The following is a 16,666-nucleotide window of genomic DNA, read 5'->3' on the forward strand; positions in this document are numbered from 1 at the left end:
ATTTAAATTTAATCAAAATAATGAGAATAATTATTTCATGCGCAATTATGATTGCGCTGTTAACAAGTGGTTCCAGTGGGAAAAAAGAAAAATGGGTCAAGTTATTTAACGGAAAGGACCTCAGCGGTTGGGTACAGCGAAACGGAAATGCTGAATACCAGGTAAAAAACAAGCAAATTATTGGAATTTCCAGGCCTAATACCCCGAATAGTTTTTTATGTACCGAAAAAGAATACGGGGATTTTATTCTCGAGTTGGAGCTGAAAGTGGATACGGCACTTAATTCAGGTATCCAGATCCGCAGCCATAGCAGAACTGATCAGCCGAATGGGCGGGTTTACGGTTACCAGATAGAGATCGACCCATCCAAACGCGGATGGAGCGGAGGTATTTACGATGAGGCCCGTACCGGATGGTTGTATCCGGTAACACCGCATAATCCTGCCGGTTCGAAAGCTTTCAAAAACAATGCCTGGAATCATTACCGTATCGAGGCCATCGGAAATAATATCAAGACCTGGGTGAATGGTGTTCCTGTGGCTGATTTGCTGGTGGATCTGGACGAATCAGGATTTATTGCACTTCAGGTGCATAGCATCAATGTAAAAAATAAACCATGGACAGACGGCACCACCGTATGCTGGCGGAACATCCGTATCATGACGGAAAATCTGGAAGCGAACCGTAAAAAAGATACTCCATCCATCAAACAGATAAATGTGATCCCCAACAGTCTTTCGGAACAGGAAAAAAGCGAAGGATGGATGTTGTTGTTTGATGGCAAGACGACCAACGGATGGCGCGGAGCCATGAAAAAAGACTTCCCTACGCGCGGATGGGTGGTCAAAGACGGAATATTGGAAGTACTGCCTAAAAATGAAGGTGGCGGCGGCGGTGACATTGTTACCGTAGAACAGTTTGATAATTTTGACCTGATGTTTGATTTTAAAATCTCGAAAGGCGCCAATAGCGGAGTTAAATATTATGTGACGGAAAATGGATACGGAAAAGGCACATTGGGCCTTGAATATCAGGTACTGGATGATAAAGAGCATCCGGATGCGAAAAACGGCCGTGACGGAAATCGTACACTGGCTTCACTTTATGATATGATGACAGCTAAAGGAAAACGTTTTAATGGCGTGAATCAATGGAATACCGGACGGATCATTGCTAAAGATAATCATGTGGAACACTGGCTGAACGGTATCAAAGTATTGGAATATGACCGTGGGAGTGAGGCATACCGGAAGATGGTTCAGGAAAGCAAGTATAAGGATATGAAAGACTTTGGAGGAGCTGCCAAAGGCCACATCCTGATTCAGGACCATAACGATCGTGTATGGTACAGGAATATCAAAATTAAGAAATTGTAATTACTAAGCATTAATCACTTATTATCATTATATTATGGAAAACAGAAGAGATTTTCTGAAAAAAATTTCAGCCGGTTCTGCCGCCATTGCTATTGGAGGGGTCGGATTAGGGTTAAGCACAAAAAGTTATGGCCGGGTATTGGGCGCCAATGATAAGGTCAGGGTAGGGGTGATCGGATTTTCCGATCGATTCCGCGGTTCCCTTTTGCCTTGTTTTATGGATCATGCCAATGAACTGGGGTTTGAAATGGTGGCTTTATCCGACCTATGGAACCGTCGCCGTGATGAAGGAAAGGCGCGTATTAAGGAAAAAACAGGATGGGATGTTGCGTTATGCCGCAATAATGATGAATTATATGAACGTAACGACATAGATGCTGTGATCATCAGTACTGCTGATTTCCAGCATGCTTTGCACCTGGTGGAAGCAGCAAAGGCCGGGAAGCATGCTTATTGTGAAAAGCCATTTGCTGAGACGATGGATGATGCCAATGCGGCCCTGAAAGCATGCAAAGCGTCCAATATCGTTGTGCAGATCGGCTCACAACGTCGTAGTGGAGGTAATTATCATGCGGCTAATGAATATATCAAATCGGGTAAATTCGGGGATATTGTCATGGCCGAAATGTGTTGGAATGTCAATCAGCCCGGTCGTTGGCGCCGCGCTGATTTATGTGCGTCCATTAAGGAAAGTGATGTAGATTGGGCACGATATCAGATGAATCGTCCGAAAGTAGCATGGGATCCCCGTAAATATCTGGAATATCGTTTATTCTGGCCATATTCATCCGGTATACCGGGTCAGTGGATGTGTCACCAGATCGATACCGTTCACTGGTTCACTGGGTTGCCTTATCCCCGTAGCGTGGTTTCCAATGGAGGAATTTACCAATGGAAAGATGGACGTACCAATGCGGATACATTGACTTCTGTTTTTGACTACGGTCCATTGAACGATCAAAGTAAAGGCTTCCAGGTAGTATATAGTTCCCGTTTCAGTAATTCGGCAGGAGGGACTAAAGAATTGTACTATTCTAACGGAGGAATGCTGAATCTGGATACCAATGAAATAACCTCTACAGGAGGATTGCGCGAACGTGAGGCATCAGCGATGAAACTGAAGGCTAACCTGCTTGAAAATTATACTTTACCGAAAGTAACCGTAGCTGCGGGTGCAAATACGGGAGGTGATACGCTTACTTCTGCCCATATGCGCAACTGGATGGAATGTGTCAAATCCGGAAATACAGCCACCAACTGTCCTGTGGAGGCGGGGCACAGTCATGCTGTTGCCTGTGGTATGGCGAATGCAGCTTACCGTACAGGCCTGAGAGTTACCTACGATCCGAAGAAACAACAGATCATGGCCGGAAAGAAGGTCTTTAAATATTAATTCTGATTTTTTAAAACATCCTGATAGGAATCTTATCAGGATGTTTTTCCTTATAAAAATTTGTGGTGTATGTCGAAAATTTCATTTTTTGTTCTTTTGTTATGCGTTTTGGCAGCATGCGGGAATAACCGGAAAGGAGTGGAGGTCATTGTTGATGACGCCCAGAAAAAGGTAGATGTATTATACGATGGAAAACTGTTCACTTCATATATCTATCCTTCGGATCTGGAGAAACCGGTACTATACCCGATAAACACGGCTGAAGGAACTGTGATCACCAGAGGATTTCCACGTGATCCGCGTCCGAATGAAAGGGTGGATCATCCGCATCATGTAGGTCTCTGGTTTAACTTCGGCGATGTGAACGGACTGGATTTTTGGAATAATTCATATGCCATATCTTCCGATAAAAAACCAAAGTATGGTTCCATCCGCCATCGTAAAGTGGTAAATACAAGTAATGGTAAAACAGGGTCTCTTGCTGTTACAGCCGATTGGGTGGATCATACAGGAAAAGTATTGCTTGTGGAAGACACCGAATATTTATTCAGTGGGGAGGGTGACTGGCGGATCATAGAGCGGATCACCCGTTTGACGGCGCAGCAGGATACGGTTACCTTTACCGATAATAAGGAAGGACTGATTGCGATCCGTATGGATAGGGCTTTTGAAGAACCATCCAATAAACCTGAATTGTATCTCGATGCCAATGGAAACCCGACTGAAATAAAAGCCATGAACAATGAAGGCGTAAATGGGGTATACCGGAATAGTGAGGGTCTTGAAAAAGGGAGTGTATGGGGAAAACCAACCAATTGGGTGGTTCTTTCCGCGGATAAAGCAGGCGAAAAAATTTCCGTTGCTATCCTGGACCACAAAAATAATCCCGGATATCCGGCTCATTCCCATGCACGGGGATACGGACTTTTTTCCACCAATAATATGGGTGTACAGGTATTCGATAAAAATAGCCCCTTATTTACGCTTACTTTGCTACCGGGAGCATCTACCGTATTTAAACACATGATTGTTGTAAAGACCAATGGTTTTGCTACGGAAAAAGAATTGAACGAATTGTTCGCAGGGTTTAACGCGAAGTAGAAATCAAAACCAGCGGGAATTTAAGATACCCCTGGATGGCTTGCTTATTCTGCATAGATGAAGTAATTTCGTAACTATGAATGATGAACTATGAACAATGAATAAAAAAGTTCATAGTTCATCACTCATGGTTTAATACATACACACTCATCGCTTCTTTCGCTGGCGCGCGTTTGCAACGCGTGCAATTATATTCAGATTTCCCCGATATGTTTATCCCGCATAGCTGTGTTTGCCGCCGAGGATGTAATTTACCCCGAAATAAGTCATCAGGACGGCTAAGAAGATGACCAGCACAAAAATATGATAGAACAAGGGTTTGCGGAACCAGGATAGCGTTTTGCTGTGAAAGGTAAAACTCATCAACAGGAAAGTGATCAATGCCCACACCTCTTTCGGATCCCATCCCCAGTAGCGACCCCAGGAAACATTGGCCCAGATAGCGCCGATAAAAATGCCCGCTCCCATCAGGAAAGTAGCCGGATACATGAATAACTCGCTGGTTTCTTTCATTCGTTCTATATAAGCCTGTTTTTCCGGTTTCTTTTTTCCGGAAGCCCAAATAATTAAGGAGGTAATACTGTTCAATGCCATAAATCCGCACAACCCGTAAGCCACCATGATGGTCAGCACATGGATGCTGAGCAGGGGAGATTGTAATACCGGGACCAATGGTGTGATCTGTGGATTCATGGAACTGATATGGGCTACCAGTAAGGTAAATCCGGATAACAGAAAGCTGAATACTGTGATCAGAAATGCATACTTGCGGGTGAGAACACCTATAAGAAGGCCGAACCAGGCCAGTATTAACATGGTCTCGTATCCATTGCTCATGGGGATCCTTCCGCCAATATAGGCGCGTAATCCCAGTCCTATGGTCGCTATCAGGAAAGCCATACATAATAATCCGTATAATGCTGTTTCCACTTTTGGGAAGGACCGGTTACGGACCGTGCCCCAGATAAAAAAGAACAGGCTGATGCTACCTAGTCCCAGGCATATTTTAAACAACAATGAAAAAACAGGGATCCGGTTATATAATTGCTCTATTTTCAAATGATTGGCTGACGGCAGGATATCCCCGGCTTTCTTTTGCTGGAATGAGAGTAGTTTATCCAGATACATAAAGGCATTTTCGGAGTTGCCTTGTGTGATGCTTTCGAAATATAACGGGAAAAAATGCCGGGCGAACAGGTTCTCCATACTGTCGGCCTGTATGGGTGTAACCATATTGGGAGCATACCATTGCAACAGGCCATTATCGGAGTTCAACGGGAATATTTTCAATAAATTTCCCTGTTGTAACATCTCTATCAGGTGTATTTTATCGTCGATTTTTACAGCTTCTTTAAGCCATCCTTTCGGTTTATTGGAAGCATACATCTGTCTACGGTAAGGTTCCAGTTTATAATGTCCTCCAGCATCAATGAAATCTGCCAGGCAGGCTTTTCCTGAAACGGCGCCGGTCATTCGTTTCAATTCATCGCTTTCCACTTCAAACATAGGTACATATTGCCACTTTTCAGGGAAAAACAACCAGCCGAAAAGGACTTGTTCTCCCGAAGCATATTTATAGTGGTTCTTTCCCGTCAGTTTCTTGGTGAAATCATTGGCCAATGTTTGTACAGGCGCTATACGTCCGTTGTAATCCACCCAGATCTCTCCCAGCCGCTTCGCCTGCTCTTTACTGACGGTCAGTGAATCTCCGGTCAATAAAGAGGGGGACGCATTGGCCCATAGGGGGCACGCCAGCAAAAATACGAGAACAGCTTTTTGAGATAACTTTTTCAACAGGAAGCGAAATCGTTCACGTTTGCTGAAAAGAACCAGGAGCATGGAAAAAAACATCAGGAAATATCCTGCATAAGAGAAAAAGATCCCCCATGTATCATGATTGACACTTAAAATCGATCCCTTCCAGTCATCATCAAAAGATGACTGATAGAACCGGAATCCCTGGTAACGGAAAATACGGTTCATTGAGATTTCCTGTTCAAAAGTTTTTCCGTTCTGTTTGTCCTTCACATCGACAATACTGATGTAGTTAGCAGGGGTCGTGGTTCCCGGATAATATTCTATTTCAAAGGATTTCAGTGAAAGGGAGAAGGGGAGGAGTATTTTCTGACGTGTTCCGTCATCAAAAAAGAAGGATACCGGATGGTTTTCCCGGAGGTGTACCTGTCCTGTCTTTCCGGTCATCCGGGTAATCAATGCACCCGAAAGGATAATGAGAAATGAGATATGTAGGAGAAAAACGGCAAAGCGCTTATGCAGCGAAGCAATAACCATGTAATAAAGACTGAACGTACCCAGTAATATCCAAAGTAAAGTAAACCAGATACTATTATAGAATTGGGTGTATGCATCAGCACTGCCGTGTATATGTTCATACCATGTGGCCCGTCCCAGGATCAGGATCAGCAAGGCCATTAAGAAAAATGCGAAAAAACCTGTTTTTTTACTCATCAGGCAAAAATAATGAATAAATCACTCGGTAGGTAAGATTTCCTCTTCAGGTTCTTCGTCAGTATCCTTTTCCTGGTCTTCTTTTTCCGGTTTTGGTAGCCGGATAAATCTCGGTGGTTTAGGTAACGAGCTTTTTTTCAGTTTTTTATCCTTAGGGGGTTCTTGTATGTCTTTATGATGTTTCCAATGACCTTTCTTGAATTTAAGAGCATCCCGGTACATATCCGGTTCATAATACTCATACTCTCCCACAAGGTAAGGCATTAATGGAGCGAGGTGGTCGAATTCTATCCTTCGTTTGCGCCGGTTGTATTCAAGGTACATGCTTTGAGCGGAGGAAAATTCAAATACCACCCGGTATTTCGTCCAGCCGTTTAATTCGATGATGGGTGCACCGAACCATGGATTCCCATTTTCATCGAAGGTCATCACTTCGATCATTTTTTTCTTGGTGTCAAGATTATTCATATCTAATCCCAAAAGCGTATAATACTTCTTTTTATCTTTCGCTTTCTTTTTGGGGATGATCTTATAATATAATGTTCCCAGCCATTCATTGGCTCCAAGTGTCTGGTTTTCCGGTCTTTTTATGGAATCCGACAGGTCTGTCAGGCGAATTACCCGGCTCGGTTCTTTTTTACCGGGAATGACAATAAGGGCGAAATGCCTGTATGATCCATCCCTGAAAGAGTGGTGCCAGTTAAAAAGAAGAAATTTTTTCCTGGGGGCATATAATCTTCCGACCAATCGTAAAGAATCGAATTTATGCTTGTAAGCAGCAGGCATAGTGAGCGTTTGAGCAAGTATCTCTTCAATTTGCAGGTGTTTTTGTATGGCGAGGCTGTCATCCATCGTATTCCTGATTTCACCGAACAACCGGAGGATCGTTTCTTCGACAGGCCAAAAATCAACAGGGTTCTTTTTTTTACCGAATGCACCTGGTAAACATAAAAAACTGATGACAACAAAAATGAATATTTTTTTTCTTCCCATTTCCTGTGACTTAGTTTCCGGAAAAGAGTCCTATTTCAAAATTACATTTAGCTTTTTTAATAGATTTTCTTTAAATGATTTGCCTATGGGGATATTATTCCTGTCATTTCCATTGGTACTGATGATGATCATATTGTCTTCAATACTGTGAATACTGTTGATATTGACAATAAAAGACCGGTGGACCCGGATGAACTGACTGGTCGGGAGTTTTTCCTCAATGGCTTTCATGGTGAAATGGATGGTATATTTATTTTCAAATGTGTTGATGATCACATAATTTTCCATCGCTTCCACCCATAAGATATCTGCATATTTTAATTTTACCAGGGATGAATTATGTTTGATGAATATTTCGTCACCTTTGGAATGCATCCTGCTTTTTTCTTTTCTTTCCTGGGCCTTACTTACAGCTTTACAGAAACGACTGTAGGAGAATGGTTTGAGAAGATAATCGGTAACGTCATATTCAAAAGCATCGATGGCATATTTATCTTTGGATGAGATAATAATGATCTGGGGAAGATTGCTCAACGCATTTAAAAAATCAATTCCGCTCATCTCCGGCATCTCAATGTCCAAAAAGATCAACTCGATGTTTTCATTGGAATTCAATACATTGATGGCATCAACTGCATTGGAGAGCGAATGTAACAGATGCAACGACTCTGTTTTTTTTACAAAGTCTTCTGTAATCTTCCTCACGAAACTATCATCATCTATGATAATGCAATTCATCTTGAGTTTAAAATATGGAGGTAAATTTAATGATTAATTCTAACAAATTTATTTCGGGTGTATATTTTCTTCAGTCAAGCGTTTAATCAGCATTTCCGGGTTTTTTACGGAATTTTTAAACCATTTTAACCGTAACTCTTCTTTTTCAGAGGACGTCAGCTGCCAGCGAATATCAGTTTGCTTTAGCCGATAAATCAGATGGGATAAAACAATCCCGGCGGATACTGAAATATTTAAGCTTTGGGTAAATCCGGTCATAGGGATTTTCAAATGTTCATCTGCATGTTGCAATATACTCTTTGATACTCCCTGATGCTCATTTCCAAATACGATCACACATTTTCCTTTTAGAAGATCGAACTCATACAATCCTGCACTTTCTTCCTGAAGAGATGTAGCTACAATACGATACCCTTCTGATTTTAATTCATTGACGGCGTCTATCGAATTATTTGCCGATCCGTTGAACTTTCGTATGCTTAACCACTTATCCGATCCTTTCAATACCATCGGATTGATATTGTATATATTGTAATTTTCAACAACATGTACATTCTGGATACCGAAACATTCGCAGGTACGTAAAACGGCACTGGCATTTTGGGACTGATAGATATCTTCTAAAAGTATGGAGATATAGCGGGTACGCTCAGCCAATACTTCTTCGATTCTGTTGCGTCTTTCTTCGCTAACAAACTCCGACAAAAAATCCAAAACCAAATTGTTATCAATCATGATAAAAAGGTATCATTTTTTGAAAACAAGTCCACTGGTAAATAATACGATGGAAATTATCATAATGTTACAACTAATTCCCTGTATTTTATCATTTGCTTTCTAAAGTCAAAGATAATAAAATAACCACGACTATGAAAACATTCATGAAGACACGTAGTTGGGTGATTAAAATCCAGTAAATCGAAAGATCATTTATCATTAGTTGGATACATGGATACTTTATCTTTTCTTTCCTGCCAATACGCATGGAAGCTTATAGGTTTTACTGAATCCCGATGAGTTATAGGCATGAAAGTATACGATATAGACTCCGGTCAGGGCTTTCCGGTTGTTTTCATCTGTTCCGTCCCATGTAATGATCCCTTCCGTTTGCATGATTTGTTGGCGTATTAACTGTCGTATTTTCCGTCCGTATGCATCGAAGATGATCACCTCGCCCATCAATGAAGGTGTTTCAAAATGGTAACAAATATCCAGGACATCGTCGAATCCGTCGTTATCAGGTGAAAAAACTTCCGGGAGCAGGGTGACGGCATTTTGTCCGTATTCCGGATCAGTATATTGTGAATTTTTCTTTCCGGGTGTTGCAAATCCTGCTGTCTGGGCTGCGGTATGCCAGTTATTCTGATCGAGGCTGTTACGGTCCGGATGTATGCGTTCTAATGAAACGCCGGACCCAATATTCAGAAAATCAACGTGCTGTTTGCTGTTATAATGTACCTCGTCGATAACGTGAAGACTTTTGTTCAACAACACCAGACGACCGGATTCCTTGGTAAGTGAGGGCATACTCATTAATTGCAGAAAGCATTCCGGAGGACCGGCATCATACTGTTGAAGAATATGATCCGTATTCCGCGATACGACCAGATATTGCTCCGGCATCAGTAAAAACGGATCTTCCGTTAGCCCTGCCGGATTGGATAATTTACCATTGTTGTCCCGCATGGATATTTGCAGGTCGCTGACATTGACCGCCTTTTTCGAGCGGTTGTACAGTTCTATGAATGTATATCCCTCAGGAAACGGATTAAATAGAATTTCGTTGATGATTACATCCAGGCTGTCGGTATATTCCGGCAATGAAAAATGAAACCTTGCCGAAGGTATTTTGTATCCGGCACAGTCCTCGATATCACTTTCTACCGACAAATCATACCATTGCTTTTCCTGCAGAGCATCCTGCAAATTCAATTGTAGCTGGTTAAAATGTTTTCCTGTGATTTCTATATCCCGGATGCTGATCTCAGGTTTTAAGGTAAACAGGGTAATATCCGGAATGAACCCGGCCAAAGATTTGGACACATGTAACACAATGGTGTGTTGATCAGGTGTAGCGATATGCCGGATCTGAGGCAACCTGTCATCTGCATTCCGGGAAAAGACAGAATTTTCTTTCCCGGGTGTTCCGCCGTTTCTATCTACAGATGCTTTCCAGTTAAACGCTCCGCTACAAGTTTGTTCCGGATCGATCAGTTCAAGCGACCAACCTCCGTTTGATTTTTGCGTATCCTTATACCAGTCCGTATTAAAATCGATCCATGATATCACGGTTCCTGCATCATCCTGAAGCATTAGATATTGTCCCGAATTGGCAATAGCCGTCATAGATCCCAATATAGGCATCACAGGTCCGAAACTTTCCATATCCGGAGCAGCATTAGGATGAACCAGTAATAAACGACTCTTTGCTCCGAAAAGAAATGACGGGAATATTTTTGAAGTTTGGCCATATGTTAATGTCCATCCTTCCAGTTCAATATCTTTATCGGAACGATTATGAATTTCAATGTATTCATATTCGGGTAGATGAACTACCGGAGATGGATTGGCCATTACTTCATTGATCACAACATCATTGGGTAATACCGGACAGGGAAAAATAATATTCAAAACGGTATCGCGCATGATATTTTGATTCTGGTCCATTAATCCGGAAACCTTTAAATGATGTTGTATACCACATTGGGGCTGCCCGGGAAAGGACAATGAAAAACAGGTTAATTCTTCCTTCTGGACACCTGTTGGTAAATGGGTACCACCCACTATGGAAAAATATTTCCCATAATCATTGATCGGGTTGATCTCTTTTGAAAAACAAATATTGATCAGGTATCCATTCAATCTGTAATCAATAATTTCCGGTAGTTCCCTGTCTGCAAAAGCTTGTCCGTTTACCCGAAAATCATCAAAATAGAAAGCCTTGCTCCGTGTGACGGTATACACACATACCACACCGAAATACGCAGATGCTTTCACCTGGTTATCAAATGATTCTCCTTCTATGGTATAATTGTTTCCGCCTGTTATATCGCTTTGTACGGTCCAGTTGCCCTGGGCATCACGGGTGGTCAGTATCCGTGCGTGACTGGAAGAGACATCGAGTATTTTGGCCCGCCCGGTGATCAGTTTTTCAACAGTGTTTCCGTTTTGCCGGAATAAACAAATGTCATCATCCGTACCGCCCAAACGAAGGTAATAACCGTTCAACGGACCCGTCAGGTCTGGGTTGTCGGACATCAGGTATACTTTTGTATAATTGGAAGAGGAGGGGTTAAAATCTAATTTGACGGCAAATTCCCAGGAAGCTTCTTTTGCTATATCCGAAGCAACAGACAGATATGACACACCTGCAGCCGCATCATCGAGCCGTAGCCATCCGTTTTCAACAATAAATCGATCTGTATTGCCCTGCCAGGCAGGTTGATGAAGAAAATCCCCGTCTGAAAAATCATCACTCCACTGTGCGGATATGATTTCCGGATAGCACAAGCATAGCAGGAAGACGGTACAATTGAATATTATTTTTCCCATACGTCTAAGTTGACGCAGGCAAAAATAACAATTCTTTTAATATTTGTGTGACTCTTCGTTTAATTCTTCCGTACTGATCTGTTTTTTATTGATGACTCTCCATGCCCAGAAAATGTATGCAGCTACAAAAGGAACAAACAGAGATACATAACTCATCACCGTAAGCGTATAATGACTCGAAGAACTGTTTTCTATGGTTAATGAGTTCTGCAGATTAAAAACAGACGGATAATAACAGGTATGATTGAAACCGGCAATCAGAAACAAGGATAGTACGGTTAAAACGGTACCTGTACCGGCATACCAGACGCCTCTTATAAATCTGGCACTCAACAGGGAATGGATGATCCCGTATAATACCATGATCACCCCTACCAGCAACATGATGAGTACTATCGGCATTTCAATCAGGTTATGCAGGTATTTGTGCGGTTCCATGTTCACGATTTTGGTCACCGGGTCGTAATTGAAACCGTCTTTGAACATTAACCAGATCAGGAAAGTCAGGAATAACACCACGAATACGATGGAATTAGGCAGGAGTCGTATTTTTGCCCGGGTAACCACCGTATTGCTGTTAATATTATTGATGAAATAAAGTAATGCCAATACACGTGCCAGAAAGAACACGGATAATCCCAGTAAAAGGTTATGCAGGTTAAAAGCAGCTTCTAATCCATGATACGGCGTTTCCCATCTGGATGTATTCATATCGCTGACAGAGAACATAGACCCGTTGAAGAAGGTGCCTACTGCCGTACCTATCAGTACCGTACCAATGACGCCATTGAATAACAGGAAAAATTCATAAACACGCGGACCCAGCAGGTTATTAGGCTTCGAACGGAATTCGTAGGATACAGCCTGAAAGACAAAGCAAATCAGTATCAGCATCCAGACCCAATAGGCCCCTCCGAAGCTGGTGGAATAAAACAGGGGAAAAGATGCAAAAAAGGCCCCTCCAAATGTAACGAGTGTCGTGAAGGTAAATTCCCATTTTCTCCCTAATGAGTTAACAATCAATGAACGCTCATCTTCGTTTTTCCCGAGGGAATAGATCAGTGTCTGTCCTCCCTGGACAAACATCAGAAATACCAGGAGACTGCCCAGCAGAGATATAATGACCCACCAGTATTGCTGTAATGCTAAATGTGATAAAGATTCGAACATAACATTTCAGATTTTGAGCACTCAGTGCTATTTGTTGTTTTCTTAAGTCGCATTGATCAAGTTGATTACGTTCAGCAAATGTGACATTAATTGTTTTATATTACTTAATTGTCTGCAATAATTATACTTCTTTTGGTCCTTGCTTGATCTGCCGCACCATGATGGATATTTCGGCAATCAGCAAAACCGTAAAAATAGTGGCAAACAGCCAGAACGTAACTTGAACAGCACTGGCGTCTATCTGTGACACGGCTGCAGCCGTAGGTAAATAATCCTGTATAGCCCAGGGCTGACGACCCACTTCTGCCACTACCCATCCTGCCTGTCCGGCCAGATAGGGCAGGGGAATGGAAAACAACATCACCCACAATAACCATCGGCGTTTTTCCAGGGTATTTTTATAGACCAGCACCAGGACAACAACGAAGAGCAAAATGAATAAAAAGCCGAGTCCCACCATGACCCTGAACGACCAGAAAATAAGCGGTACATTGGGGATAATACTTTGCGGGTCATTTAAGAATCCGTAACCAAAATATTTGAAATAATTGTCCAGAAATTCCTGATCTTCAAATTTAGCCTTTAATGCCTGTGCTTTAGCGATATCATTATTGTTTTTAGCATCCTTGTATTCTTTCAGGACTTCACGCGCTACTTTTCCACGTTCGATCTTCTCAGATGCGGCCATAATTCCATGCTGTTCATTTCCGTTAACCAGATCGTTGATCCCGGCGACATAAGCATTTGCGTCATGATATGCCATAAAGGACAATAATCCGGGGATTTCTATCTTCAATTTTGTCTCTTCGGTTTGGGACGGTATCCCGAATATAGTTAGTCCGGCGTTGTTTTTTCCTTCATGCAGCGCTTCCGAAGCGGCAAATTTTGCCGGCTGGTAATCTGCAATATTACGTGAAGAAGTATCGCCGGTCAATACGAGGAATACTGATGTGATCAATCCGAATACTGCAGCGACTGCCATACTCCGCCGTGCAAAAACCTGTTCGCGTTTTTTCAGCAGAAACCAGGCGCTGACTCCGACGACAAATACAGAGGCCAGAACGAATCCGGATGTAATGGTATGTAAAAATTTACCTATCGCCATCGGGGAAAAAAGCACTTCCCAGAAATTGACCATTTCATTGCGGGCGGTATCCGGATTAAAATGCATTCCTGCGGGATATTGCATCCACGCATTGGCGACCAGGATCCATAATGCTGATAAGCAAGCCCCGAACGCCACCAACCATGTAGAGAGCAAATGTACTTTTTTACTGATCTTATTCCATCCGAAAAACATGATGGCAATGAAGGTTGATTCTAAAAAGAAAGCAAAGATACCCTCAATGGCCAGCGGCGCACCGAATATGTCTCCCACGAACCATGAATAATTCGACCAGTTGGTACCGAATTCAAATTCAAGGATCAGTCCTGTAGCTACTCCGATAGCAAAATTAATCCCAAAGAGGGTCATCCAGAATTTAGTTATTCTTTTCCATTCAGGATTTCCTGTTTTCACATAAATAGTTTCCATAAAGGCCAGCATAAAAGACAGCCCCAGTGTCAGCGGAACAAAAACCCAGTGATAAGCCGCCGTGAGCGCAAATTGTGCCCGCGACCAGTCAACCAACGATAAATCCACATTTTCTATCATAGCCAGATTATTTGGTGAGTTGTTCTATTACATGATCGCTCCTTTCCTGATCATTATCAAAATTAGATTTCAGGAAGTTAGGAAAAAAGAATATCTTCAGTATGGCAAACATAATGAAGAGTTTAATGCCGATGATCAGCCATAACGTTTTTCCTACAGTCATACTACGAAAACCGTCCACATAGAAGCGAAAAATTCTGTATAACAGATTTGAAGATCGGTCCATAAATATAGCTTTGCGTAATGAAAGATGCAATAAAAAACAAAGATAACATTGAATGTATATAAAAGAACAAACAACTCAAAAAAAAGTTGTGTCCTATGATTGATCATCTATTATGATGCTGTACCCGGTAAATTTACTTACATTTTTCACCTGCGTGAACGCATGGAACGACAAATCATATTACATGAAAAAAGATATTCGCAAACATACGAATATCTTTTTTCATGTAATCTTCAGGCAAGATTATAAGATATGCTTTTATACTTTTGATTCCGATGTAGAATCATAAATAGTGATGACCGCAGGAGAGGAGGCACAATTGTTCAATATTTCCCCGAGTTGTTTAAAATGTTCCGTTGCAAAATGAGTTTCAACGGCAGCCTGGTTCTTCCATTCTTCAAAAACGAAAAATTTGGTTTTATCCTGCGGATCCTGATACAACGTATAACTGATGCAACCAGCTTCTGCTCTTGACTTTTCGACCACAGGTTTAACTTCGTTTAAAAATTCGTCTATTTTTTCAGCTTTGATGAAGATCTGTGCTCCAATGATTTTTTTTGAACCTTCTTCTTTTCCATGGGCGCAACATGCCTCTCCATGCGAATGAGCGTGCGTGTGTGAAGATGAATTGTTTTTACTGTTGCATCCGGATATCAAGGCCATGACGCAGAAAAGGGTGATCATTTTTGTTTTCATAACGGTTTTTATTGGATAAATAATAGGTGATGTATTTTAAGTTAATTGCTTGTTTCTTCAATTTTATCCGGCATTTTCCCGGCAAATATTTTCTTCGGACGGGTCAATAAATATATTCCCCAGATAATAAGTGGGATACTTAGCATTTGTCCCATATTCAATACCATTCCTTTTTCAAATGCGACCTGGTCCTCCTTGATGAATTCAATAAGAAAACGTACTGAGAAGGTCAATACTAAAAAGATACCGGATAATACTCCCTGATACATGACAGTCGGTTTCTTAAAATATAAATAGTATAAAAGAATAAAAATAAGCAGATAAGATAATGCTTCGTAAATCTGCGTAGGATGTTTGGCTAAAATTTCATTGGTCCGGACGAATATAAAACCCCAGGGTAATGAGGTTTCCATACCGTATATTTCGGAATTCAACAGGTTCCCTATCCTGATAAGGAAGCCGGATAAGGCCACTACCACTACAATTTTGTCAAGTATCCAGAGAAAGGGTTTATGTTCAACACGTGAAAAGATATACAAAGCGGTCAGAATACCAACAGCAGCGCCATGGCTGGCCAAACCGCCATACCAGATCATAAAAATTTCCCACGGGTGCTGAAAATAATAATCCGGTTCGTAAAAGAGGCAATGCCCTAAACGGGCACCGACAATTGTTCCAATAGCTATATACCAGGTGAGATGATTCAGTACTTTTAGCGGAACATGCTCTTTCCGGAACATTTTCCGGATAATGAAATATCCCAGGACAAATGCAGCAGCGAACAATAATCCGTACCAACGGACAGAAAATACACCTACGGAAAAAATCTCCGGATCAATATCCCATATGATAAAACCCGGAAGTGACATAATTTTTCATTTATCCGAAAAACTGTAAAGAAACTTTTTGTTACAATAATCTTTCTTTGACCAGGTATTCGGCAATTTGTAAAGCGTTAAGCGCGGCTCCTTTACGGATCTGATCCCCTACACACCAGAAATGGATGCCATTGGGGGTAGTCAGGTCTTTACGGATACGGCCTACAAAAACCGGATCTTTGTCGGCAGCAAATAAAGGCATTGGATAAAGACTTTCGGAAGGAACGTCTTCAACAATGATCCCCGGTGCATTTTGCATGGCATTCCGCACGACAGGAACCTCAAGCGGATGTTCCGTTTCTGCCCATACAGCCTCGGAATGTGCCCTTAAGACAGGAACACGAATGGTAGATGCGCTAACCGCAAAATCTGCATGCATGATTTTTTGTGTTTCATAGTGCATCTTCATTTCTTCTTTGG

Annotated in this window: 14 protein-coding genes and 1 pseudogene; 3 read left to right on the forward strand and 12 right to left on the reverse strand. The window is 41.8% G+C overall.

The window, feature by feature from the left end; translation table 11 throughout:
* The first annotated feature begins 47 nt into the window (after positions 1 to 47).
* The 3 genes from LBQ60_14635 to LBQ60_14645 all read left to right on the forward strand — a co-directional run bounded on the left by LBQ60_14635 (position 48) and on the right by LBQ60_14645 (position 3,870).
* Complete coding sequence (locus tag LBQ60_14635) at positions 48 to 1,376, forward strand: DUF1080 domain-containing protein (protein ID MDR2039156.1); 1,329 nt, start codon at positions 48 to 50, stop codon at positions 1,374 to 1,376.
* A gap of 34 nt (positions 1,377 to 1,410) precedes the next feature.
* Positions 1,411 to 2,769 (forward strand): Gfo/Idh/MocA family oxidoreductase, encoded by a 1,359-nt coding sequence (locus LBQ60_14640; protein ID MDR2039157.1) that lies wholly within the window; start codon positions 1,411 to 1,413, stop codon positions 2,767 to 2,769.
* Positions 2,770 to 2,838: 69 nt separating this feature from the next.
* Positions 2,839 to 3,870 carry a PmoA family protein gene (locus tag LBQ60_14645; protein MDR2039158.1) on the forward strand — a complete coding sequence of 344 codons (1,032 nt, stop codon included), beginning with the start codon at positions 2,839 to 2,841 and terminating at the stop codon, positions 3,868 to 3,870.
* Between the two features lie 213 nt (positions 3,871 to 4,083).
* On the opposite strand, the gene ccsA is transcribed toward LBQ60_14645, so the two are convergent.
* The 12 genes and pseudogenes from ccsA to LBQ60_14705 all read right to left on the reverse strand — a co-directional run.
* Positions 4,084 to 4,707, reverse strand: coding sequence for a cytochrome c biogenesis protein CcsA (gene ccsA / locus LBQ60_14650; GenBank protein MDR2039159.1), 624 nt, complete (start codon positions 4,705 to 4,707; stop codon positions 4,084 to 4,086).
* Between the two features lie 1,077 nt (positions 4,708 to 5,784).
* Positions 5,785 to 6,162 (reverse strand): annotated as a pseudogene (locus tag LBQ60_14655) (cytochrome c biogenesis protein ResB).
* A gap of 198 nt (positions 6,163 to 6,360) precedes the next feature.
* Positions 6,361 to 7,332, reverse strand: coding sequence for a hypothetical protein (locus LBQ60_14660; protein ID MDR2039160.1), 972 nt, complete (start codon positions 7,330 to 7,332; stop codon positions 6,361 to 6,363).
* 30 nt (positions 7,333 to 7,362) lie between these two features.
* Positions 7,363 to 8,070: a LytTR family DNA-binding domain-containing protein gene (locus LBQ60_14665; protein ID MDR2039161.1), complete on the reverse strand. Its 708-nt coding sequence runs from the start codon at positions 8,068 to 8,070 to the stop codon at positions 7,363 to 7,365.
* 48 nt (positions 8,071 to 8,118) lie between these two features.
* Positions 8,119 to 8,805, reverse strand: coding sequence for an RNA methyltransferase (locus LBQ60_14670; GenBank protein MDR2039162.1), 687 nt, complete (start codon positions 8,803 to 8,805; stop codon positions 8,119 to 8,121).
* Positions 8,806 to 9,027: 222 nt separating this feature from the next.
* On the reverse strand, positions 9,028 to 11,622 hold the full coding sequence (locus tag LBQ60_14675) for a lamin tail domain-containing protein (protein MDR2039163.1): 2,595 nt from the start codon (positions 11,620 to 11,622) through the stop codon (positions 9,028 to 9,030).
* Between the two features lie 36 nt (positions 11,623 to 11,658).
* Positions 11,659 to 12,792, reverse strand: coding sequence for a cytochrome d ubiquinol oxidase subunit II (gene cydB, locus LBQ60_14680; protein MDR2039164.1), 1,134 nt, complete (start codon positions 12,790 to 12,792; stop codon positions 11,659 to 11,661).
* A 121-nt stretch (positions 12,793 to 12,913) separates the two neighbouring features.
* Positions 12,914 to 14,446: a cytochrome ubiquinol oxidase subunit I gene (locus tag LBQ60_14685; GenBank protein MDR2039165.1), complete on the reverse strand. Its 1,533-nt coding sequence runs from the start codon at positions 14,444 to 14,446 to the stop codon at positions 12,914 to 12,916.
* A 7-nt stretch (positions 14,447 to 14,453) separates the two neighbouring features.
* Positions 14,454 to 14,672 carry a DUF4492 domain-containing protein gene (locus LBQ60_14690; protein MDR2039166.1) on the reverse strand — a complete coding sequence of 73 codons (219 nt, stop codon included), beginning with the start codon at positions 14,670 to 14,672 and terminating at the stop codon, positions 14,454 to 14,456.
* Between the two features lie 258 nt (positions 14,673 to 14,930).
* A complete protein-coding gene (locus LBQ60_14695) occupies positions 14,931 to 15,368 on the reverse strand; it encodes an antibiotic biosynthesis monooxygenase (GenBank protein MDR2039167.1) in 438 nt (145 codons plus the stop codon).
* Between the two features lie 41 nt (positions 15,369 to 15,409).
* Entirely contained in the window at positions 15,410 to 16,237 is an 828-nt protein-coding gene (gene lgt / locus LBQ60_14700; GenBank protein MDR2039168.1) for a prolipoprotein diacylglyceryl transferase, read from the reverse strand.
* A 40-nt stretch (positions 16,238 to 16,277) separates the two neighbouring features.
* Positions 16,278 to 16,666, reverse strand: a 389-nt coding sequence (locus LBQ60_14705) for an aspartate-semialdehyde dehydrogenase (protein ID MDR2039169.1), incomplete at its 5' end; no start/stop codon positions are given.

The sequence above is a fragment of the Bacteroidales bacterium genome, from assembly GCA_031275285.1.
Classification (GTDB): domain Bacteria; phylum Bacteroidota; class Bacteroidia; order Bacteroidales; family UBA4181; genus JAIRLS01.

What these genes read in the sequence shown, in the direction of transcription:
- ccsA (MDR2039159.1), bottom strand. Translation starts at nt 4,707, where the DNA reads ATGAGCAATGGATACGAGACCATGTTAATACTGGCCTGGTTCGGCCTT.
- LBQ60_14670 (MDR2039162.1), bottom strand. Translation starts at nt 8,805, where the DNA reads ATGATTGATAACAATTTGGTTTTGGATTTTTTGTCGGAGTTTGTTAGC.
- LBQ60_14665 (MDR2039161.1), bottom strand. Translation starts at nt 8,070, where the DNA reads ATGAATTGCATTATCATAGATGATGATAGTTTCGTGAGGAAGATTACA.
- LBQ60_14695 (MDR2039167.1), bottom strand. Translation starts at nt 15,368, where the DNA reads ATGAAAACAAAAATGATCACCCTTTTCTGCGTCATGGCCTTGATATCC.
- lgt (MDR2039168.1), bottom strand. Translation starts at nt 16,237, where the DNA reads ATGTCACTTCCGGGTTTTATCATATGGGATATTGATCCGGAGATTTTT.
- cydB (MDR2039164.1), bottom strand. Translation starts at nt 12,792, where the DNA reads ATGTTCGAATCTTTATCACATTTAGCATTACAGCAATACTGGTGGGTC.
- LBQ60_14690 (MDR2039166.1), bottom strand. Translation starts at nt 14,672, where the DNA reads ATGGACCGATCTTCAAATCTGTTATACAGAATTTTTCGCTTCTATGTG.
- LBQ60_14675 (MDR2039163.1), bottom strand. Translation starts at nt 11,622, where the DNA reads ATGGGAAAAATAATATTCAATTGTACCGTCTTCCTGCTATGCTTGTGC.
- LBQ60_14635 (MDR2039156.1), top strand. Translation starts at nt 48, where the DNA reads ATGATTGCGCTGTTAACAAGTGGTTCCAGTGGGAAAAAAGAAAAATGG.
- LBQ60_14660 (MDR2039160.1), bottom strand. Translation starts at nt 7,332, where the DNA reads ATGGGAAGAAAAAAAATATTCATTTTTGTTGTCATCAGTTTTTTATGT.
- LBQ60_14640 (MDR2039157.1), top strand. Translation starts at nt 1,411, where the DNA reads ATGGAAAACAGAAGAGATTTTCTGAAAAAAATTTCAGCCGGTTCTGCC.
- LBQ60_14645 (MDR2039158.1), top strand. Translation starts at nt 2,839, where the DNA reads ATGTCGAAAATTTCATTTTTTGTTCTTTTGTTATGCGTTTTGGCAGCA.
- LBQ60_14685 (MDR2039165.1), bottom strand. Translation starts at nt 14,446, where the DNA reads ATGATAGAAAATGTGGATTTATCGTTGGTTGACTGGTCGCGGGCACAA.